The following is a 22,193-nucleotide window of genomic DNA, read 5'->3' on the forward strand; positions in this document are numbered from 1 at the left end:
CTAATCATTATCGTTCGTTTTTTGGAGTGAATTATGGAGAAAGTGACCAGTTACTGCCCCTAAGCCACCAATAAAACCACCTAGAATTCCTGAAAATACAACGAGCGTCGGTCCATTTGCCAGTCCAAATATTTTAGCGAGTCGTGTAGATAAGATACTGTTGTTTCCACCATCAATAATGAGAGCAGCCGTCAACCAAACCAAAAAAATACTGATGAAACCAAGCGTGAGATCTACTAAAAGTTTTTTGTGAGGAACAAACAAAATTAGGATAAATGGGAGCAGATAGGAAAATCGCCAGTCAACATTGAACGCAAATAACCAGCTCCCACAAATTAATAAGACGAGTTTTAATAGATTATTCATTGGGGTAGTAGATAGATGGAGTAATGAATGGATTGTTTGATCTTAGTCGGTGTTGGTGCTAAAGAAACCTCATAGTATTTGCCCGAAAGCCAATCATCCAAAAAATTATCATAGTATGGCGAGCCGGGGTTGCCCGATTGTCCGCCGGGATAAATCACGTGCCCGGTGACGCTGTCTTTACCCAATTCTACGATCATACGCCAACTCGGTCCATTGGTCCGCGTAATGGCATTAATGGTATTACCATTTCCGCCGGTATAAAGATTTTGTCTGGAGAATTCTGGTATGCCCAGTAGATGATCGATGGAAAGACTGGCGTAGCGTCCCCAATGGCGTTCGGTGGGTGAAAATCCAGTATAAATTCGATGTGCAACATCCCAGGAAGCCTGGACTATTTCACGTGCTGATTCCCGGGACTCGGGTGTGCTCAATCTGTCGAAAATGGGATCGTAGGGGTTTTGAAGCAATTCTAGTAAACGCCATGTATTTGGTGTCAACATGGAGATCGAATCGATGGACGAGATTTCATCGAAGGTTAATTTTTTACATTGTTCGATCCATAGTTCTGTGATTGTCGGTAGGGGTGAGTCCGGGTCATAATAGTAGTCCCAGTTGCGAAGACTATCGATCAGTGGTTTTTCAGAGGTAGTTACGGATAGATGGTCGATTAACACAGGTAGGACTTCTGCAGCTTTTAAGTTGAAGTTACTCTGTTGGATCGCTTTCATCTTTTCTACGGTTAATGAGTGATCAGAACGCAAAAAATAATCAATCGCCCGTCCTCGGTATTGATCGAACCGGCCAGAATAATAATAGGGGTATTCGGGATAGGTTGACCATTCATTCGCAGACAGGACGTAACCACGCTCCGGATTGATCATCCGGGGAAGGTCATCCATGGGTATGATGCCCTGCCAATCGTTAGAGGTTAGACTTCCATCCAGAACAAATCGTCCCTGGCCCGGGCGTTTGACGGGGAATTTGCCCTGGACAGTGATGGCGATGGAGTCCTGCGTAGATGCAAAAATAATATTTTGTGCAGGGGCATAAAAGCTTTCCAATGCTGCCTGATAATCAAATAAATCTTTGCTTCTCATCAACCCGTAAAGCGTGCGCATATCGCATTTGTCATGGGGCAATGCACTCATCCATTTGACTGCAATATCCTGCCGGGCTTGCGTGGAATTGTCAAATAATACAGGTCCCCAGTAGGTGTCATACACTTCCTCCGTATGAGGAGGCTCTCCTTTGATTTTGATAATTTCCTTTCGCAGCCTGGCTTTTTTTTCTTTGCCATCGAGAAGGTAGGTTCCCTGGTTTTTATCTTTCCATTTTATTTTATAAGTATCCAGTACGTCAATAGGGGCATTGGTCAGGCCCCAGGCAATGTGTTTGTTAAAGCCAATTACGATGGAAGGCATTCCAGGCACAGAGACACCGTGGGTTGTAAATTCCGGGGTATGCATTTGCAGTTCGTACCATATGCTGGGCAGGCTAAGACGAAGGTGCGGATCATTGGCCAGAATTGGAAAAGAATCTTTGGTTAGGGCTGCACGTACTGCCCAGTTGTTGCTCCCGATCCCAGGACCAGGGTCTGGTGGCAATTGATCCTTCAGATAGTTGAACCCCTGATAGCTTTGTGGATCAAGCGTCTGAACCGAATCCGGATAGGTCTCTTTTTCAATATCCACAGGTAGCAGGGAATCCGGAAACAAGGGGAAAAGTTTTTCATACATTTTTGGACCGATATCCCACATGGTATTGGTTTGGGGATAATCCTGAAGATTGAGATTGAGCGTAGCAGCTAAGGACAGTGTAATAGCAATGGTTTTTTGAATGGTCCATTTTTCCGGTTGAGCACCCAATAGCTTATACTCTACCGGGTAATTTTTCGGCGGAAGTGTTTTTAAGTAGTGATTGACACCATTTACATAAGCTTCAGCCAGTGCCATCATGTCGGGATGTCGTTGCCAACTTTGATATTTATTTTCGATCGCCTGAGGAAAATTGATGCGTCGAGCAAAGATGTCCCGATTCAAAGTTTCTTCTCCCAATAATTCCGACAATCTGCCAGAAATAGCTCGGGCTGTAATATCCATCTGGAATAATCGGTTTTTGGCATGAAGAAACCCTTGCGCATAGAAAGCTTCTGCACTTGATTGTGCAAAAATATGGGGGATCATTCTTTTATCAAATTCGATCTGTATGCTATCGACAAGATCGGAACTGTAATAGTTTTCGTGACTGCCCGCTTTGCCTGATTCTGCTTGATTCCAAAATCCAGTAAAAGGATTTAAGAAATGGCCCAGAGCCGGAATCGTTCGTCCACCGATGCTGACCGGGCGGGACAGCGTAATCAATAAAGCGATGCTCAGTGCCATACAGATGACAAACATCCAAGTGTTTTTCATGAAGTCAAGGTTGTATATATAGGAATGCCGTTGACTGGGCGGCTGTAAGATAGTGAGATCCTGTTATTTTCCAAAATAAAGAAAGCCCCCTAAATAGGGAAAATTGTTTTGGAGATGGGTGTAGTAGCAGTTAAAATTCGTGTATGGGGAATTTATTTAGTGAAAAACAGTTCGTTTTCAGAAGACAACTCCTCATTGAATGCATAGCCATCCAGGTCAAACCCTTTCAGGTCTTCTTTTTCCTCGATTTGATTCCGGAGAATGTATCTGGCCATCGTCCCCCGTGCCTTTTTGGCATTAAATGAAATAAACGTCCACTTTTCGTTTCGCCATTCCCGAAAATGAACGTCAATGACCTCCCCCTTTACCTTCTTGAGGTTAAGAGCTTTGGAATACTCCTTGGAAGCCAGGTTCACCAGGTAGGGCGAACCGACACTCTCCATGCTGGCATTAATTTGTTGAGTTAGACTGTCACCCCAAAATTCATAAAGATTTTTATTCCGGTCCACCGGAAGTGGGGTACCCATTTCGAGTCGGTAAGGCTGTACCAGTGTGCTGGGTTTTAGCAAACCATACAGACCGGATAATATATATAATCTGGGTTCAGCGTATTCCAGATCTTTTGCGGTAAACGATTCTGCTTGAAGACCCTGGAACACATCCCCTTTGAAGGTGAAAATGGCTGGTTCACTGTTATTGCCCTTGAAGTCATCTTCGAATGCTTTGTATCGGTTGTAGTTGAGTTCTGTGAGGTTGTCGGAGATGCTCATCAGGTTCTTGACTTCGGATTTGGTCAATCGTTGGAGTTTCCGCATCAATTGACCGGTCTTTTCCTGAAACAAGGGTGGGGACGGATTGGGGTGTTCGATTTTTTCGTCGCGTAGTGTTTTGGAGGGGGAAAGGATAATTATCATAGTAAAAGTTCAGTATTATATGCTCGGTTTTCGTTGGTGTTTTCAATGATGGAACGTCGGTCCCAGAAAAAGATCTATTGGGAAGACGGTAATTTAATATTAGTGTTTTTTAGGAAGGGGTGGAACGCTCTTCCGATCCTTCGTAGGTATAATAAAAAAAGCCCATGAAATGTTTCAAGGGCTTTTTAGTTTTTTTAAGGCGTACTTTTAGAATGCAGCCTGATCCTGCGCGGGAACACTTTTGTCCTCAGCTTTATATACTTTACCTTTTATTGTAAGGACGATTTTTTCATCTTTTGTAGTCATCAGCGTTACTGTTTTTCCAAAAGGTCCCACACGTTGGGTGTCATACCGTACCTTTACTTCACTTTTTTGGCCAGGCATGATGGGTTCCTTCGGATATTCTGGAACGGTGCATCCACATGATCCTTTCGCGCTTTTTATTGCAACCGGTTCGTCGCTTGCATTTTCAAAAACAAAAGAACGGTAGGGATCAGATCCTTTCTCGATCGTGCCGTAATCTACGGTCGTTTTCTCAAATTTCAAACTTGTTTTTTGTTCGTCTGGGGTGGATTTGTTTTGCGCCAAGCCGAACGATAAACAACCGACTGCCAAGAGCAATGTAAGCACAATATGTTTCATTGTAAATGATTTAATTATATGAATAAGCAATAGCTAATATACGGCCTTTCGACTTACTTAGGAAAACAATCTTTCCCTAAATAAAAGTTAAACCGGCCTGTGGCTGATTTACTTGCACTTAAGAGTTGGTAATCAGTTGATTACGGATTTTTAAGAGGCGGTTTTTTGGGGAGGTATCCATTTGATTAATTTTGAAAAGTACTATATTTACCGTATTTTGAGGCATAATCAACAATAACATATGGAGAATCTGATCACAGATGCGGGAGTAGATCAATTTATTTCCGGACATGAGCCCTACATCCGAGAGGTTTTGCATGATTTTTGGATTTGTTGTGTGAGTAGAGAAGCTTCTATTATGGTCCGGAGAGAAGTTTTGACCGGAAAAGCCAAATTTGGAATCGGAGGAAGTGGCAAGGAGGTTGCCCAGGTGGCGATGGCTCGATCATTCAAAAAGGGTGATTTCCGGACGGGGTATTATCGTGATCAGACCTTTATGTTTGCCATTGGAGCTGCAGATTTAGAGAGTTATTTTGCGCAAGTGTATGCAGATAGTGATCATGATCGCTTTTCAGGCGGACGTCAGATGGCCAGTCATTTTGCGAGTCCGCTGATCGATGATAAAGGTGAATTTACGAATCACAAAGAAACTTTTAATGTGACTGCTGATATTTCTTCTACGGCTGGGCAAGTGGCACGCGGAATCGGGGTGGCGTTGGCTTCACAAAAATTCAGGGAAGTTCCCGAACTGGCAGATCATCCCCTTAATGATCAGGGAGAAGGCATTTCTTTTTTTACAATTGGAGACGGAAGCACCTCGGAAGGCCCTTTTTGGGAAATGATGAATGCCGCTGCCGTTATGAAGGTGCCTATGGCGGTTAATGTATGGGATGACGGGTATGCCATTTCGGTTCCTAAAAAATATCAGACCGTTAAAGAGAGTATTTCCAGAGCTTTGGAAGGGTTTTTGATTGATGAAAACAAAAACGGCATCCGGATATACACAGCCAAGGCATGGGATTATCCGGGATTGGTGGAAATGTATGAACGGGCAGTGAGCAAAATTCGGGAAGAACATATTCCCGCCCTTATTCATGTGATGGATATGACGCAGCCTTTGGGGCATAGTACATCGGGGTCCCATGAACGATATAAATCAGCAGAGCGATTGGATTGGGAGCGTCAAAATGATTGCATCCTGAAATTTGGCGAATGGATCATTGAAAATGAATTGGCTTCGCAGGACGAACTCGATAAACTCAAAGAGGAAGCTACGAAAGTGGTGAAAAAAGCAAAAAATGCAGCCTGGGAAAAAATGACCTCCCGAAACAGACGGGATAAAGAATCATTTACAGAGGTAGTGCGAGAAATTTATCGAAGCAACGGAGAACCTGAATCCATCAAAGAAAAATACGATAAACTGGGACAAATTCAATTCCCAAAATTATCACACATCATATCTGTCGGCCGGAAAATAAGTCATGATCTGGCTTTAAAGAATATTAACCACTCCAAATTGACGCAGTGGCTCCAAGATAAAATGGCTGTGCTTGATGAACAGATTTCTTCTAATTTGTATTCGGACACGGCACATTCACCACTTAAGATCCCCGAGGTGAAACCGACGTTTACAGAGAACAGTCCAGTCCTCAATGGGTATGAAATCCTGAACCAATTTTTTGAATTGTCTTTTGAGCGGTATCCTGAATTATTTGCTTTCGGAGAAGATATTGGAAAATTGGGTGATGTCAATCAAGGATTTGCCGGGTTGCAGAAAAAATTTGGAGAACATCGAATATTTGACACCGGGATCCGGGAATGGACGATTGTTGGTCAGGCGATTGGGATGGGGATGCGAGGGCTCAAAACCATCGCTGAGATCCAATATCTGGATTACGTTATCTATGCCCTCGCCCCGTTGTCCGATGACCTCGCCACATTGCGTTACCGGACGGACGGCATGCAAATGAGTGCACCCATTATCCGCACCCGGGGGCATCGCCTGGAAGGCATTTGGCACTCCGGATCTCCCATGGGCATGTTGCTGAATTCGCTGAAAGGCATGCATCTTTGCGTACCTCGTAATATGGTTCAGGCAGCCGGAATGTACAATACCTTGCTTCAGTCCGATGATCCTGCTATCGTTATTGAGGTGCTCAATGGGTACCGGATCAAAGAACGCCGACCGGACAATCTGGGTGAATTTACGGTGCCACTGGGACAGGCTGAAACGATACGCGAAGGGACGGACCTTACCGTCGTTTCGTATGGTGCTACACTGTGGATCGCAATGAAAGCAGCGGAATATCTGGAAAATTACGGCATCTCCATCGAAGTCATTGACGTCCAAACCCTGATGCCTTTTGACACCGAGGGCCTGATCGGACAGTCAGTAAAGAAAACCAATCGGGTGCTTTTCGTCGATGAGGATGTCCCGGGAGGTGGAACAGCCTATATGCTGGAACGCACCCTATCTGAACAAAACATATTTGAATACCTTGAAATCCCGCCTCGGACGTTTTCCAGCCGGGAGCATCGGCCGGCGTATGGCGATGACGGCGATTATACCACCAAGCCCAATTCAGAGGATGTTGTTATGGAAGTGCTTAACATGTTGCATCAGGTGAATCCGGAGAAGTATCCGGTGGTGATTTAGGTGTTAGGTCGCTGCGCTGTTAGGTGTTGGGTCGCTGCGCTGTTAGATGTTGGGTCGCTACATTTATAGGGGGTAGGGCGGCTCCCTACTTCGTGAGGGGAGGTAAACTTTCCTGTGGTGATTGGTGGAAGGAACTTGAAGCGGGGGAGCAACTTGCAAGAGGGGAACAGGAATTTTTTCATCAAGTTGCCTGCTACGCAGATCCCGTTTTTCATATTTGGTAGTCCATAAATCTTTTATACCCTTTTAATCTTTCTCTGTGAATAGCTTACTTTATCTACTAATCATCCTGTCTCCATTTCTGGTTTGTGCGCAACATACTGAACAGGTAGTCCCTCTTTACAGCTATTTTTTTAGCTACGAGATCCAGGAAGGCCTTCGATCAGGAGATATGAATGTGGGAAAAGGCGCACAGAACTTTTCCTATATTGGCGAATATCAAAAGGCATTATCTGTTCCCAAAGGAATAAAATTACGATGGGGTCTTGATTCATTTTCACAGGAAGACCCCTGAATTCGCCTCTTGTGGGAACTTATATCAAAGAACCACAAATGTCAAATTTAATCATAGATGCTATCAATATTGGATTTGAAGTATTTCCATATGATAGGTTTGGGGAAAATCGGGAAAAATATCAGGCCAACATACCAGATCGGCTTGTGAAGTTTCCTGGTAATAAGATAATTGATTTTGAAGTAACAGGTGAGAATTTTCCTTATCTAGTCAAAGCTTATCGATCAGCATTAGGCGAAGAGTCGGTCCCCATTGATATTATCGAAAAAGAGTACGATCGTGACAATACAGTTTTAATACTACCTTCCGGAGATTATATAGTGGAGATTATAGATAGAGACCGGACGGTGACTCCACTATGATTTTACGTGTATTGTCGTCAATTCACCCGCAAAAGTCAATCGTCACCCAAAATTGGGCTATGTAATTTGCCCAATTTTGGAATTTAATTGATGCACTGGAAATTATGCAACATACTAGATTGAAGTGGTGTATAAAGCGGGATTAAAAATGATAATCGTGGTAAATACCTCGAAAAAGGCATGCATGGTTTGTGATTTATAAGGATAGTTCCTGAATCAAATTTTTTACAAATGCAATCCCGAGTTGTAATTGTTCTTTCTCCAAAAACTCATTCGCCCGGTGTGCCTGGGCAATGCTCCCCGGACCACAGATGATGCTCTCATAGCCGGCTTCGGAGAATTGTCCGGCTTCCGCAGCATAGGATACGGTCTCCCACCTGTGGTTGCCAGTCAGTTTCTGCACTAATTTTAATATGTCACTATCAGCACTGGTGTCCAGGGGAGGAACTGGGTAATGTCCCATCGTCGTCGTGATCTTAAAGTCCGGAAAAATCGATTTTAATTTTTCTTCCCGTTCAGCGCAGTACTGATGAAATTCATCCAGGATTTGATCTACTGTATTTCCTGGGATGACCCGCATATCCCATTCAAATGTGGCCTGATCTGCAATCACGTTGGGGGCGATCCCGCCAGTTACCGACCCGACATGCATGGAAGAATGCGGTGGATCGAAGCGGTCGTCTAAATGTCCCTTCTGAATAAGCTCATTCATCTTTTCTTCAATCCATACAATCAGTCGGGCCGCTTCATGAACAGCACTGACTTCTTGCCGGATCCGGCTGCTGTGGCCGGCTGAACCATTGACGGTGGTTTCAAGAACACATATGCCTTTCTGGCCGATTACGGGTTGCATCATGGTAGGCTCTCCGATAATGGCATACTTCGGTTTTTCAGCATAAGTGGTTCCTATATCATCGATTAATGCCGGAGCACCCTGACAACCAACCTCTTCATCATAAGAAAAGGCCAGGTATATAGGTTTTTTCAAATTGGCTTCCATCATTTCAGGTATGAGATGCAGACAGCATGCTAAAAAACCCTTCATGTCACATGTGCCGCGGCCATAAAGTTTTCCTTTCCCGTCGTCCACTACTTCAAATGGGTTGGTATCCCAGTCCTGACCTTCCACCGGTACGACATCCATATGACCCGAAAGAATAATCCCACCATCCACAGGCGGTCCGATGCGGGCATGAATTCCTATTTTGGTGTGATCATCATTCGTCATGGTATGAGACACCACACCCAAGTCGTTCATATAACCTCTGATCCATTGTGCGATGGGGAGGTTGCTTTCACCTCCCAAAACGGGAAATGAAACCAATTTCCTGAGAATGGCCTCTGCTGAAAGTGTCGATTCTGTCATCATAAAGTTTTATATTATCAAAGACTGAGTGAACGAAGGTAAAAGTAATTGCGGATATTTTGTAAATTAAGCATGAGAAAGGCGGAGGCAAAATCAGAGCTGTGCGATATGAATGAGGAACAAGTCACAATCGGGTTGAAATGCTGCAAAAATAAGTTTTCCTTCACCTGCACAGCCTTGGATGATTTATCAAAACAATATAAATACGCATGGAAGAAACCATTCAAGAATTAGCATCTTATGATCAGCAGTGGCTGATCCTACTGGACATCCTGATTGCTATGGTATTGGGGGGATTGATTGGAATAGAAAGGGAATTGAAGGGTAAACCGGCCGGATTTCGTACGAATATGATTATAGCCGGCGCTGCGACATTGTTTATAGAAGTAGGACGTATTGGTGTCCTTTATTTTGGGATGGCACTCGATGCAGAACTGATTCGGGCTGATCCTGTGCGAATACTTCATGCCGTCATTGTCGGAGTTGGATTCATCGGGGCTGGTACGATTATTAAAAGTGAGCGGGGCGAGGAGGTTCATTATTTGACGACAGCAGCTACGATTTGGATGTCTGCTGCGATCGGTATTGCCGTTGCTCTTCATCTGTATGTATTGGCTCTTTCAGTGACCGTGGTCTTATTAATTATCAATTCATTGTTTCATCGATTTGAAAATTGGGTGCTTCGAAAGAATGGGAAGGAAACGGATAATTAATCATTTCTTTGGAAGTGGCGCGGAGTGGGTATGCGCTACTCCTCATTTTGTCGGATCTGAACCCTTGGTGGAAATACCTGTCCGGACAGGCCGCAGCTATGGTGGGACTGCAAAACAGCCAAAATAAAAGTTGACTTGCCTCGGTTTTATATATTACGTTTAAAATTAATGTATTATATTTGTCAAACGGAGGGGCTTTAACCCCGAGGTTAACATCTAATCAATAACATCCAATTGCCATGGCAGGAAATTTTAAAAAATCCAAGTATCGTCCAAAACCGAATTATTGGTTGTCCAATGTATCGGTGACCTTGTTGCTCTTTCTGGCGGGGCTGTTGGGGCTTTCGTGGTTGCATTCCAATGAGTTGATCAATTACTTGAAAGAAAATGTCAATCTTACGGTAGAGCTCCACCGCGATATTAAAAATGCTGAGTTGAAAAAAGTAACTTCTTCGATCAAGGAACTGGATGGAGTGAAAGCAGGCAGTGTTCAGTTGATCAGTAAAGAAGAAGGATTTCAGAATCTTAAATCTGAATTTGGCGAAGATTTTCTTGATGATGATTTTCCGAATCCATTGCAGGATATGATCGTTCTTAATCTCAATGCAGTGGATGTGGAGAAGAAAAAAGTAGATGCGCTTAAATCTTCCATTCGTGCGCTCAGCCCCGGGGTGAGTCAGGTTTATTTTCAGGATGAACTTTTTGATACCGCGATTCGAAACATGAATTTGGTGAACTGGGGGATGACGGTCATTGGTTTTCTGATCTTGCTCATTGCTGTTTTTCTGATACACAATACGATTAAATTATCTTTGTACTCAAATCGTTTTGTGGTCAAAACGATGGAGCTGGTCGGCGCACGATGGGGATTTATCATCCGACCTTTTCTCTCAAAGAGTCTGGTCTATGGTTTGATTTGTGGAATCATCGCTATCCTGGCACTGGCCGGCTTGGGGTATTATATTTACTATGTGTATCCTTCCATTCTGACGATATTCAATCCGCAAAGTACGATGTTGATTATGGCGGGCGTTCTTATTCTGGGATTGTTGATACAGGCGGTAAGTACCGTTTTTGTAGTAAATAAATACTTGCGGAAGAACATGAGTGATTTGTTTTAGGATTTTCCGTTTATAATCCTACCTTTACAGAAATAAAACTTCGAATATGGCCGCGCAACGTAAGAAAAAAGTAATTAAAAGCACGGCGCCCCGGAAGCGAAAAGCTCCGGTCCGGCGAAAAGAATCTGTCACCAAGTCCAATGCGTTTACGCATTACAGCGATTTTCTTTTTTCCAACGAAAACTACATGTTCGTCGGTGGTGGTTTCCTTTTGATTGTGGTGGGCATGTTTTTGATGAGCGGAGGCCATATGCCCGATGATGAAACCTGGGATCCGAATATCATTTATTCATTTCGTCGAGTTACCCTGGCTCCGATTGTTATCCTTATCGGACTGGCTTTGCCTATTCTAGGTATTTTCAGGAAGTAAATTGTGATAGCAGATTTAATTTGCTTGGTCATGAACGAAATTCTGCAAAAAATCATCCTTGGTATTATTCAAGGATTGACAGAGTTTTTGCCTGTAAGTAGTAGCGGTCATCTGGAGATTGCAAAGGCATTGATCGGAGCAGATCAGCTAAGGGAAGACAGTCTGATGACTACCATCGTACTTCACTTTGGTACCGCTTTGGCGACCATAGTGGTTTTTTGGAAAGATATTCGTCAACTTTTGGTTGATATATTTCTGCGAAGAACATCTGAAAGTATTCGTTTCGCTGTAGCTATTTTGGTCAGTATGATTCCTGCCGTCGTTGTCGGACTTGCTTTTGAAAATCAAATCAATGGAATGTTCTCAGGTCAACTGTTGTTGGTCGGATTTTGTTTGCTGGTTACGGGCGGACTGCTACTTTTGGCAGACCGGGCCACGACGACCCATAAAAAGGTAACTCTGTTCAATGGGTTCTTGATTGGCATTGCTCAGATGGTTGCCATATTACCCGGGATATCCCGATCCGGCTCGACCATATCAGCCAGTGTATTACTCGGCATCGATCGGGAGAAAGCAGCCCGATTTTCATTTTTAATGGTTATTCCATTGATTTTTGGCAAAATCGCGCAGGACTTTTTATTCAATGATGTAGTCATTCAGGAAGGGGCATCCATCCCCTTGTTGATCGGTTTCGCTACGTCATTTGTGGTTGGAATATGGGCATGTCGATGGATGATCCGAATGGTCAAACAAAGCAAGCTCTATTACTTTACAATATATTGTGTAGTGGCCGGTATTTTTGCGATTTCTTTACATTACTTGTTATGAATCAACAACTAAAGAATCTGACGATGCTCCACCTGCGGGAAGGAATGGTTTTTTTGGTAGATAAACCGAAGAACTGGACCTCCTTTGATGTGGTTGCTAAGCTCCGGGGGACGATCAAAAATAAACTGGATGTGCGCAAGCACAAAGTAGGGCATGCGGGTACACTTGATCCCCTGGCTACCGGCTTACTGATTATCTGTACCGGACGATTGACAAAAACGATCGAATCGTACCAAAATCTTTCCAAAGAATATACGGGAGTAATAACGTTGGGTGCTACGACCCCGAGTTTTGATCTTGAAACACCATTTGATGCGCACTTTCCCATCGATCATATTACCGAAGAAGAAATGGAACGCGCCCGTGAATCATTGACCGGCATCATCATGCAAAATGTGCCGGTGTATTCAGCCATAAAAGTGGATGGGCAGCGGAGTTATCATCGGGCACGAAGAGGGGAAGCTGTTCGCATAAAATCCAGGGAAGTTCAGGTGCATGATTTTGAACTAGACTATGTAGACTTTCCAAATTTGAATTTTCGGACAACCGTTTCCAAAGGAACGTATATTCGGGCAATTGCGGACGACTTTGGACGTTTAGTTCACAGTGGAGGACATCTGGCTGAATTGCGGCGGACTAAGATTGGTTCCTACCACGTCGATGATGCCTGGACAATAGATGCACTGATCGAGGCGATCAATGCACTGGAAGAGACAAAACTGCACGGATAATTATGGGGATTACGGTTGAGAACCTGACAAAACGGTATGGCCCTCAGTTGGCGGTGAATCAGCTGAGTTTTACTGCAAGCCAGGGAGGTGTTTTGGGGTTTCTGGGACCAAACGGTGCCGGAAAGACGACTTCCCTTCGAATGATTGCCGGGTTGCTGCGGCCGGACCAAGGCAAAGTATATTATGGTGACCTGGATATATGGGCGCACCCCGCAGAAGCTCGTCGGTCCATCGGTTACTTGCCTGAAACGAACCCGCTTTATCCGGATCTGTACGTTTATGAAATATTATCTTTCTATGCAAAGATTCACAACGTGTCCGGAAGCCGCGTCGATGCAGTGATTGAACAAGTAGGTTTGGGGCAGGAGTCCAACAAAAAAATTAAACAACTCTCAAAAGGATTTAGACAACGTGTAGGATTGGGGATTGCCATTCTGCACGATCCGAAAATTCTTATTCTGGATGAACCCATTTCGGGGCTTGATCCCAACCAATTGTCCGGAATCAGACAATTAATTCGTGAACTGGCCAGGGAAAAAACCATACTTTTCAGTTCTCATATCCTTTCTGAAGTGGAACAGGTTTGTGACCGGGTATTAATCATCTACAAGGGGGAGCTCAGAGTGATAGATAGTCTCGAAAGACTTCAAGCCGAGCAGGATGGCCGACAGGTTATCGTGGCAGAGGTTGATTCTGAGGTGCCAGCGGAGTCCTTATCGGCTATATCGACCATGGACTATTGTGAAAAACTAGCACCAGGAAAGCTTCGATTGGTCGCTCATCCAGGTGCAGATATGCGAAAAGATCTGTATCAATGGTCCGTGCAAGCTGGCGTAGTATTATTGGAAAGCCGGGTGGAACAAACCAGTGTGGCATCACTCTTTGAAAAACTCACCAAATGAACTCGATATTACCAATCATCGGCAAAGACTTAGGTCGTTTTTTTAGTCACATGGGGTCGGTCGTATCGTTGATTGTGTTTTATATCATCTTAGGTTTGTTGCTTTGGTTTTTGCCGGATTACGGAATACTGGATGGGTATTATGCCAGTATGGATTTGTTCTTTTCCTATGTACCGATTCTATTGATTTTTCTTATCCCAGCTTTGAATATGGATGTACTTTCTGCGGAGATAGCAGGGGGCACACTTGATTTGCTTCTCATCCGACCTGTAACGACGATTCAGCTTATTTTAGCGAAATACCTTAGTGGACTAGTGATTGTATGCATCGGGATGATTCCCTCACTGCTTTACGTAGTGACGGTTTATTACCTGGCTCAACCCGTCGGCAATATCGACCTGGGAGCTGTGACAGGCAGTTACCTTGGACTATTTTTACTGATTATGGTTTTTACAGCGATCAGCCTTTTTGCGTCATCCATCGTCTCGGTGCCATTGTCTGCACTGATGGTTGGTATGTTTTTATGCGCTTTTTGGTATTGGGCTTTTTATTTGCTCAGCAGTTTACCCGTATTTTATGGACAATGGGATTACTGGGTGCAATATCTGGGACTTGATTTTCATTATGAAGAGATGGGAAAAGGATTGATTCCATTGGCATCTATTGTTTATGTTTTGTCGCTGGTATATGTATTTCTTCACTTCACCTGGTGGCGTATTCAAAATATCAGAAACCGATGAATCACATAACTACGCACATATGGGGTTTCATTTTGTTCGGCGCTGGATTGATAGCCGTCAATGTCCTGGCGGTGCAATGGAATGTCAAATGGGATTTTACAGATGACCAGCGATTTACACTGGCTCCCACGACCTATGAGGTGGTGGATGCTATTTCCGAACCGGTGACCGTTACGGTGTATCTTACCGGTGACTTTCCGGCGATATTTACCAGGCTGGAAAAGAGTACTCAAAGTTTACTGACCCAATTCACACGGAAAAATGCGAACATTATGATTCGCTATGATAATCCTTCTGTAGGAAGTGTGGAAGAGGTCAATCGCAGACGGGAGGAATTTTCAAAAAACGGATTGGCACCTGTCCGCTTATCGATTCAGGACAAGTCCACAGAAAAATTGATCTATCCATATGCCTTAATCCAGTTTGGGATGAAAAAAGTCTATGTGAACCTTTTAGAAGCGGAACGGGCCGGAATCCCAAATGATCAAACCATTGCTCAGTCTGCAGCTATGCTGGAATACAAGTTTACCAGTGCTCTAATGAGATTGTTTCAAGAACGAAAGAAAAATGTGGTGTTTACCGAAGGGCATGGAGAATTGACTCCGGCCGAAACGGCTGACTGGGAACGTAGTTTACGAGCTTATTTTAACACCACCCGGGCCAATCTGGATTCCTTAGTGGCTATACCTGGTGAAATTGACGTGTTGGTCATTGCAAAGCCGACAGACCCGTTTTCAGAGAAAGATAAATTCAAGATTGACCAATATCTTATGCAAGGCGGGCGGCTCATGTTTTTGATGGATAAAATGCGGGTGAATGAAGACAGCTTGCGGTTTAACGGGACCTATGTCAGCACAAACTATCCACTTAACCTGGATGATCTATTGTTCAAGTATGGCGTTCGTATTCAATCCAATCTGGTATTGAGCCTGGAACATACCCGTAGACCAATGATAGTTGGCCAGGTGGGTGGGGAAAACCAATATGAGCTCTTCCCGTGGTATTACTACCTAGCGGCTATCCCGTCTGATAATTCGGCAATTACGAAGGGGCTGGACCGGATACAGCTTAAGTATGCATCGGTGATTGAACCGCTGGAATCTCCTGTTCGCAAAACACCACTGTTGCATGCCGGAACGCACGCCCGGTATCAGTTTAATCCAGTAGAAGTGTCACTTGATATGGTCCGGTTCCAACCAGATGTGTCCGCATTTGGACATGGCAACTTACACATGGCTTATCTTTTGGAAGGAGAATTTGAATCGCTTTATCAGAATAGAGTAACAGAATCGATGAGTTCTGGCCTTCATGAATTGGGCATGTCCTTTCGGGAAAGGTCGACACCAACGCAGATCTTGGTCGTCTCTGACGGAGATGTCGCGCGGAATGGATTTGATCCCCAAAGACGGCAACCGCAACCCCTGGGCTTTGATCCTTACGAGAACTATACTTTTGACAATAAAGCTTTTTTGAACAACGCCATGGAATATATGACGGGAATGCGTGCTATTTTGCCGTTGCGTGGAAAGAAGGTTGAAATGCGGTTGTTGGATGCGCAGCGTGTGGACCAGCATAGGCTCCTGGTACAGGTGGGAAATGGTGTGTTTCCTGTGATGTCCATTGTGTTGGTTTCGATGGTTTGGCGTTTGTACCGAAAAAGGAAATATACTGGTCTATGAAGAAATGGTTAATCGGTACAGCGCTGGTTCTTTTCTTGGTTTTTCTCGCCTGGTGGTCTGGAAAAGACCCCAATGAATCAACTATTCGTGATGAGTTGGTTCTCAATGTAGCAGATACGGCATCAATCCATCAGATTGAAATTTTGGATCGGGACGGTCAGAAAATTGTTCTCTCCCGAGATCGTAATAATTGGTTTGTCAATAATCAACCTGCCCGACAGCATGCCATCAACAATTTGCTGAAGACAATGTATGACCAACGTGTATCCGCTCTGGTTCCAAAAGCAGCACTTGATAATGTAGTCAAAGATCTTGCAAGTCACAGCGTCCGGGTCAATGTGAAGGACCAATCAGGAAAATCGATGCTGGTATTTTACATCGGTGGGGTTACGCCGGATGAAAGAGGTACTTTTATGATGCGGGAAGGTTCTGAGTGGCCGGTCATCGTCAATATTCCCGGATTTGAAGGCGGGTTAAGGTCCCGATACATCATGTCTATCCGTGATTGGAAATCTCGTCAAATCATACACCCGATTGGGGATATAAAGACGATTCATCTCGAATACCCTACTCGCCAGGAACACAGCCTGGTGCTGACCAAAACCGATAAAAAATATTACGTCAGTCCGTTGGTAAACGCTCGTGCCGGGCGCATTCCGGTTCATGAGTATCTGGCTGAAGCCTATCTTGATCAGATCAACACGCTCTATGCAGAAGCTATTTTGGACGATTCCAAAAGACCCGAAATCGATGCTGCTACGCCCTTTTGCCGTTTAATTATTACAGACCCTGAGGGAAGCGTTCAAAAAGTAGAATTTTATCCCACAGAGTGGATCGATTATGCCCGTATCGGAGAACGTCCGGAAAAGGTAGAGCGCTATTATACGGATTACAACGATTCGGTAATTTACCTGACTCAGCACCTGTTGATGCAAAAGATTTTTACGGGATATGAACATTTCGTATCTTTAAAGGACTTTGGTCAGGAAGAATAATGTAGGGTTATTGACAGTTCTTGTCATGCTGTTTGGTTTATCGTTTGCGGTAAACGATTGGGGATTTTTTGCCCACCGAAAGATTAATTATTATGCCGTATTAACGGTTCCTCCGCCCGTGAATCAGTTTTTCAAATTTCATATTGATTTTTTACAACTCCGTGCAGTAGATCCGGATCGAAGAAGATATGCGGTTCCTGGAGAAGGTGCTCGACACTTTATTGATTTGGATTATTGGTACGATGGAGATTCGTTGATGCTGACTCGCGACTTTACACTTGATCGATTATTGCAAGGCCATTGGGAGTGGGAGACTGGTGATTCGGTGCAAGTGATGGAGCCCATGCTGGAGGGAGCGGGAAGAATTCAGTTCTTGGGAAATAAATCGATGTTATCGATCGATTCATTTGCTCTTCGTCAGGAACTGTATGGTATGTCGAATGACTCCATTATTTTTATTGATGAATTTTTGTATCCGCAGAGCGAAGGGAGATTGACCTTTTATGACTCCTTGATAGAGCATGGCATCGTACCGTATCATGTGGAAATCATGTATCGGCAGCTGGTCGAAGCAATGCAGCATAAAGACTTGGAATTGATTGTGAAGATCTGCGCAGACCTGGGTCACTATATCGGAGATGCCCATGTTCCCCTCCATACGACCAGTAACTACAATGGACAGTTCACCGATCAGCTGGGAATCCATTCATTTTGGGAAAGTCGGATACCAGAATTGTTTGAGAAAACACACTTCAATTCTTTGGTGGGACCCGCTGAATATATTGAGGATGTACCCGACTTTATATGGAGCACAGTATTGCATAGCTATAGTCTGGTGCCCAGCGTCTTAAGCATGGATAAGAAGGCGCGCCAAAATATCGCAGAACAACATCATTACTGTTATGAAGAACGGGGCAGTACCCTGGTGCGTACCCCTTGCCCCCGATTGGCTCGTGAGTATATGAACCTTATGAATGGTATGGTGCAAGAACAGTGGATGAGAGCTATACATGCTGTGGGTTCTGTTTGGTATTCGGCCTGGATAGATAGCGGGCAACCTGAAATATGGAATGAAACAGGATCTGCGCTGGAGCCGGACACAACTCTGGTGGATCGGATCAAATTGAAATTTAAGCGAACCTCAGACCATAATAGAAGTGATTTACATTGATATTTCTATCTTCGCCTTTTTACAATCAGGATCATTCTTTGGAAAATTTATTTACCACTTTCCAAGTGCAGGTACACTTTATACTTCGCTGAGATCCGGGTAAGCAACCGACAAACTGCTAGCAAATGAAAAAACGATTTATTGCCATTGTGGGGGCCATCATGGGACTCGCCGAAGTAGTTCCCGGCGTATCCGGGGGAACCATCGCCTTCGTAGCCGGAATTTATGAACGACTCATTGGTTCGATTAAAAATGTAGACAAAACAGCAATCCAGTACTTGCTGCGGGGAAAGTTTCACGAATTTTCAAAAAAAATCGATCTGTCTTTTCTGATTTTGGTGTTCGCGGGTATGGCTGGAGGCCTTGTCATCGGAGTATTTGGGATCTCTTATTTACTGGAAAATCATCCGGTAGCCATCTGGTCGTTTTTCTTTGGCCTGATTCTGGCGTCTTCCGTGTACCTTGGAATGATGATCAAGAGCTGGAATATTAAGATTGTTATAGCTTTACTGCTTGGGGTAGCGATTGCGTATATGATTACGATTCAATCTCCGTCTGGTGGGAATGATGCATTGTGGGCTTACTTTTTGTCGGGGATGATTGCGATATCAGCGATGATACTGCCAGGTATTTCAGGGTCGTTTATATTGTTGTTACTTGGAATGTATCCGTTGGTATTGGGACAGGCGCGGGCTTTCCTATCCGAATTTGATGGAATTGCGATGTTGAAAATTGGCGTATTTGGAGTAGGAGCTGTACTTGGTCTGGCGTTCTTTTCCAGGTTGTTGAGTTGGCTGTTTGGCCGATTCAAGTATGTGACCTATGCGGTATTAACCGGTTTTATTATCGGGTCGCTGAATAAGGTTTGGCCGTGGAAACGGCCGGTGCTGGGACAAGATGAATCGGGAAAAGTGATTGAATTGACCGGGTTGGAATTCGATCCGGAGCACATCAAGATTATCCGGGAAGAGAATTTATCACCTTTACATGCTTCCATTGAGCACCCTCATTTAATCTTGGCCATCACCATGTTTATAGTAGGGGTAGTTTTAATCTATATGTTGGCCCGGGTCGAAGACCAATTGAGCATTACGGATCGATAACTGACCGTTGATCAATCAAAAGGGAAGGGGGGAGCCCGCAACATAGATGGTTTTTGATTTACCGACCTGTCCCCGCCTTGGCTGTGGGAGGGCTCTGTCCCGAGGATAATGTATGATTCAAAAGTCAAACGGCACCCAAAATTGGACTATGTGATATGCTTAACTTTGGAATTTAAGAAATTGATGCACGGTGTGTTATGTATTATAATAGGAATAGTGTACGGGAAACGGATTGTACGGATGTAAGGACGTGACACAGACGCATACCCATGCTCACACCTGCAAGTAAATGTCCAACGCCTCCTTCAGTTCCGCTACAAAAGCTTCCCGAACGGAAGTCGGTTCGAGGATTTCCACATTTTTACCAAAACTCCGGAGTAGGCTATACAGTTCATAATTGGGCTTGACGGTAATCTGAATCAAAGTTTCCGATCCTTGTTTCCGTGTTTTTTGACTGGGATGCAGTGGTTTGGTGAGGACATAGGGTAAGGTCTCCTCCGAAAACCGCAACAGGATCTTTTCCAGTTGACTGTCGGCCTGGTGGGTCACGCCGATGATGTCATAAAAATAATCATCAAAATCAATCGAGGTTGGAATAAAGGGATGTTGAACCGGTGTCAGGTTTTGAATTCGATCGATGGCCAGATTCCAGATGGTGTCGGGTGCGGCTTCCTGTCGTCCGATGAGAAACCACCTTTGGTTATATTGCTTGAGATAGTAAGGGTGAAACGTGTAGGAGTAATCGGTGCCGGTGAAATCCCGGTAATCGATGGAGAGAACTTGTTGATTCACGACGGCCTGAAAGGCTTTTACAAAAAATGCCGCCATACCGATCAAGTCCGGATTGTGTTCGATACTGATCAGGGCTTGCTTACTGGAAAGTTTGGGAAAGGGTAGATGTTCATTTTTGCGCAGTGCGTCCAACCAGTCACCGAAGGGAAAGTTGGACACCCGTTCCAGAGACAGCAGGATGTGCTGCAGTTCAGTGAGTTGCTGGGGCGTTATAGGGCTGTTCGTGATCGAAAATCCTTTTTGGCGGTATCGATAGTAGACTTTCCGATTGATGGTTTTCTTTTCAAGGTCTGCATTGTATAAGTCCGGATCCTGCAGTCGCTCTAAATCGGTATAAAGGGTTCGTCTGGAAATTGGTTCAATGGCCATCTCTTGGACGAGGTGATCATTTACATGATTAAGTAAATCATCGATCGAATACCACTTGATTACATTGGACAAGCAGCGATCCAGGATTTGTGCTCGGATTTGCTGATTTTTATTAAGGGGCATCTCGTTCTTTTGTAAAGTTTTTAGAAACCAAAAATATTTTCATAGATACACATTTTAGGGTTGAAATGAAAACTTATCATCCTGATGTTAACTGATCATAATACAGGCGCCATCTAAAAATGTCATTCCGCAGAGCGGCCTTGTTGGATGACAAAGTTGCGGAATGACGATGGGCGAGGATAGGCGCACCGCAGGAAAGTGCTTCTTTTGGGATCCTGCTGGGAAAGAGTGTGTTCATCTCCGTTGGGATAAGCGGGGTGAACGATGTAAAGGTAAATAGGGGTTGTGCAGTTTTAGTTCATACATTAAGTCGGATTCGCAAGCCTCAGTGCGCGGAATCATAAGTAATGTATGCTATGGAAGAGATTATTTTTTGACAGATCAAAGAAGCAAAACCGCGCATAGCCACAGCTACGTAAGGATTTTGATGATGAAGATATGTCAATAAAAGAAGCCTTCAATAGTGTATGGTATTTATGAGTTCGTGCACTAGGGCAGGTCGGAGCGATGCGGATTGTGAAGCCGGCTGATCACTCCTTCATTTCAGATGTTTATTTCAGCTCCGGAGAGGATTGTATCTCCTTCGCTTTCAGCTCCGGCGTTCATTGAAAGGCCTGTCAGATCTAAATCATCCCAACAGTTGTCTTCAAACTGGTGGTGACTCTGCAACTATGAAGGAAATCCGCACATGTCTTTGTTATCTTTGATTCGTTCCTCCTCAAAAGTAGAGGGAAGTCCAAAAATCATCTAACAACCCCATTATGAAAGAAATTTTTCGACAGTGCACCTATTTTCTTTTTATCGTTTTAGCATTTTCGTTCTCTGAGCCTGGTTTGGTGTTGGATGCTGATGAGTGCATCGTGGTTGAAATATATGAAGCAATCCAGGCAGAATACGGCGTTCAGGTTCTGACTCCATACGGAACCCTGGAGGATGCAGAACTTATATTGATTCCCACGACTATCGAAGAAGGGAGTTATAAAGTCAATGTAACAAGGGAGGCACCGGATCTATATGCTTTGGAAGGCACTGATTTTTGCATTAAAACAGACTACTGTTTGGAGCTCGCTCTATACGATGAGGCTGTCTTAAAAATAGACCATACCTATGGCTATACCAAAGGTATTCTACTCATTTTATAGATATAGAAGACACGTTGATACTGGGTATCTGCGTATTGATTTTGTTCTAGTTAGCCAACCAATTAGTGTGAAAACGTAATGCAATTAATGGATATAAACCCATAATAATTTTAAAAATATACTGATTTTTCAAAAAATAGAATCCTAAAATTTTGAATTAAGGTCAAAATGTGTTAAAATTGG

At 44.0% G+C, this 22,193-nt stretch carries 21 protein-coding genes; 15 read left to right on the forward strand and 6 right to left on the reverse strand.

Annotation, left to right across the window (positions count from 1 at the left end; genetic code table 11):
• From KUV50_RS16480 to KUV50_RS16495, 4 genes are all read right to left on the reverse strand, one after another.
• Positions 1-366, reverse strand: a complete 366-nt coding sequence (locus KUV50_RS16480) for a hypothetical protein (protein WP_222581287.1) — start codon at positions 364-366, stop codon at positions 1-3.
• A complete protein-coding gene (locus tag KUV50_RS16485) occupies positions 363-2,777 on the reverse strand; it encodes a penicillin acylase family protein (protein WP_222581288.1) in 2,415 nt (804 codons plus the stop codon). The genes KUV50_RS16480 and KUV50_RS16485 overlap by 4 nt, the downstream gene beginning before the upstream one ends.
• 152 nt (positions 2,778-2,929) lie before the next feature.
• Complete coding sequence (yaaA, locus tag KUV50_RS16490; RefSeq protein WP_222581289.1) at positions 2,930-3,691, reverse strand: peroxide stress protein YaaA; 762 nt, start codon at positions 3,689-3,691, stop codon at positions 2,930-2,932.
• A gap of 207 nt (positions 3,692-3,898) precedes the next feature.
• The gene (locus tag KUV50_RS16495; RefSeq protein WP_222581290.1) at positions 3,899-4,333 is read right to left on the reverse strand and encodes a DUF1573 domain-containing protein; all 435 of its coding nucleotides are present in this window, start codon (positions 4,331-4,333) and stop codon (positions 3,899-3,901) included.
• Positions 4,334-4,574: 241 nt separating this feature from the next.
• Between KUV50_RS16495 and KUV50_RS16500 the strand changes: the two genes are divergently transcribed.
• The 3 genes from KUV50_RS16500 (at position 4,575) to KUV50_RS16510 (ending at position 7,865) form a co-directional block, all read left to right on the forward strand.
• Positions 4,575-6,989 (forward strand): thiamine pyrophosphate-dependent enzyme, encoded by a 2,415-nt coding sequence (locus tag KUV50_RS16500; RefSeq protein ID WP_222581291.1) that lies wholly within the window; start codon positions 4,575-4,577, stop codon positions 6,987-6,989.
• Positions 6,990-7,248: 259 nt separating this feature from the next.
• Entirely contained in the window at positions 7,249-7,503 is a 255-nt protein-coding gene (locus KUV50_RS16505; RefSeq protein WP_222581292.1) for a hypothetical protein, read from the forward strand.
• Between the two features lie 38 nt (positions 7,504-7,541).
• Positions 7,542-7,865 (forward strand): hypothetical protein, encoded by a 324-nt coding sequence (locus KUV50_RS16510; RefSeq protein ID WP_222581293.1) that lies wholly within the window; start codon positions 7,542-7,544, stop codon positions 7,863-7,865.
• Positions 7,866-8,061: 196 nt separating this feature from the next.
• Here KUV50_RS16510 and argE read toward each other — a convergent pair whose 3' ends face one another.
• A complete protein-coding gene (gene argE, locus KUV50_RS16515; protein ID WP_261395336.1) occupies positions 8,062-9,234 on the reverse strand; it encodes an acetylornithine deacetylase in 1,173 nt (390 codons plus the stop codon).
• 206 nt (positions 9,235-9,440) lie between these two features.
• Here argE and KUV50_RS16520 point away from each other — a divergent pair, with 206 nt between their 5' ends.
• The 11 genes from KUV50_RS16520 to KUV50_RS16570 all read left to right on the forward strand — a co-directional run bounded on the left by KUV50_RS16520 (position 9,441) and on the right by KUV50_RS16570 (position 19,584).
• On the forward strand, positions 9,441-9,944 hold the full coding sequence (locus tag KUV50_RS16520) for an MgtC/SapB family protein (RefSeq protein WP_222581294.1): 504 nt from the start codon (positions 9,441-9,443) through the stop codon (positions 9,942-9,944).
• A gap of 239 nt (positions 9,945-10,183) precedes the next feature.
• Entirely contained in the window at positions 10,184-11,065 is an 882-nt protein-coding gene (locus KUV50_RS16525) for a cell division protein FtsX (protein ID WP_222581295.1), read from the forward strand.
• Positions 11,066-11,111: 46 nt separating this feature from the next.
• Positions 11,112-11,435, forward strand: coding sequence for a DUF3098 domain-containing protein (locus KUV50_RS16530; protein WP_222581296.1), 324 nt, complete (start codon positions 11,112-11,114; stop codon positions 11,433-11,435).
• A gap of 30 nt (positions 11,436-11,465) precedes the next feature.
• The gene (locus tag KUV50_RS16535) at positions 11,466-12,263 is read left to right on the forward strand and encodes an undecaprenyl-diphosphate phosphatase (protein ID WP_222581297.1); all 798 of its coding nucleotides are present in this window, start codon (positions 11,466-11,468) and stop codon (positions 12,261-12,263) included.
• A complete protein-coding gene (truB, locus tag KUV50_RS16540) occupies positions 12,260-12,994 on the forward strand; it encodes a tRNA pseudouridine(55) synthase TruB (RefSeq protein WP_222581298.1) in 735 nt (244 codons plus the stop codon). The genes KUV50_RS16535 and truB overlap by 4 nt, the downstream gene beginning before the upstream one ends.
• 2 nt (positions 12,995-12,996) lie before the next feature.
• Positions 12,997-13,896 carry an ABC transporter ATP-binding protein gene (locus tag KUV50_RS16545; RefSeq protein ID WP_222581299.1) on the forward strand — a complete coding sequence of 300 codons (900 nt, stop codon included), beginning with the start codon at positions 12,997-12,999 and terminating at the stop codon, positions 13,894-13,896.
• Positions 13,893-14,636, forward strand: coding sequence for an ABC transporter permease subunit (locus tag KUV50_RS16550; RefSeq protein ID WP_222581300.1), 744 nt, complete (start codon positions 13,893-13,895; stop codon positions 14,634-14,636). Before KUV50_RS16545 ends, KUV50_RS16550 begins: the two co-directional genes overlap by 4 nt.
• On the forward strand, positions 14,633-16,315 hold the full coding sequence (gldG, locus tag KUV50_RS16555) for a gliding motility-associated ABC transporter substrate-binding protein GldG (RefSeq protein WP_222581301.1): 1,683 nt from the start codon (positions 14,633-14,635) through the stop codon (positions 16,313-16,315). Before KUV50_RS16550 ends, gldG begins: the two co-directional genes overlap by 4 nt.
• On the forward strand, positions 16,312-17,310 hold the full coding sequence (locus KUV50_RS16560) for a DUF4340 domain-containing protein (protein ID WP_222581302.1): 999 nt from the start codon (positions 16,312-16,314) through the stop codon (positions 17,308-17,310). The genes gldG and KUV50_RS16560 overlap by 4 nt, the downstream gene beginning before the upstream one ends.
• A 10-nt stretch (positions 17,311-17,320) precedes the next feature.
• The gene (locus KUV50_RS16565; RefSeq protein WP_222581303.1) at positions 17,321-18,481 is read left to right on the forward strand and encodes a zinc dependent phospholipase C family protein; all 1,161 of its coding nucleotides are present in this window, start codon (positions 17,321-17,323) and stop codon (positions 18,479-18,481) included.
• A 125-nt stretch (positions 18,482-18,606) separates the two neighbouring features.
• Positions 18,607-19,584, forward strand: coding sequence for a DUF368 domain-containing protein (locus KUV50_RS16570; RefSeq protein WP_222581304.1), 978 nt, complete (start codon positions 18,607-18,609; stop codon positions 19,582-19,584).
• 273 nt (positions 19,585-19,857) lie between these two features.
• Here the strand turns inward: KUV50_RS16570 and KUV50_RS16575 are convergent, their stop codons facing one another.
• Complete coding sequence (locus KUV50_RS16575) at positions 19,858-20,868, reverse strand: helix-turn-helix transcriptional regulator (RefSeq protein WP_222581305.1); 1,011 nt, start codon at positions 20,866-20,868, stop codon at positions 19,858-19,860.
• Positions 20,869-21,629: 761 nt separating this feature from the next.
• On the opposite strand from KUV50_RS16575, the gene KUV50_RS16580 reads away from it, so the two are divergent.
• Positions 21,630-22,010 carry a hypothetical protein gene (locus KUV50_RS16580; RefSeq protein WP_222581306.1) on the forward strand — a complete coding sequence of 127 codons (381 nt, stop codon included), beginning with the start codon at positions 21,630-21,632 and terminating at the stop codon, positions 22,008-22,010.
• The last annotated feature ends 183 nt before the right edge of the window (positions 22,011-22,193 follow it).

It is taken from the genome of Membranihabitans marinus (assembly GCF_019802045.1).
GTDB lineage: Bacteria > Bacteroidota > Bacteroidia > Chitinophagales > Saprospiraceae > Membranihabitans > Membranihabitans marinus_A.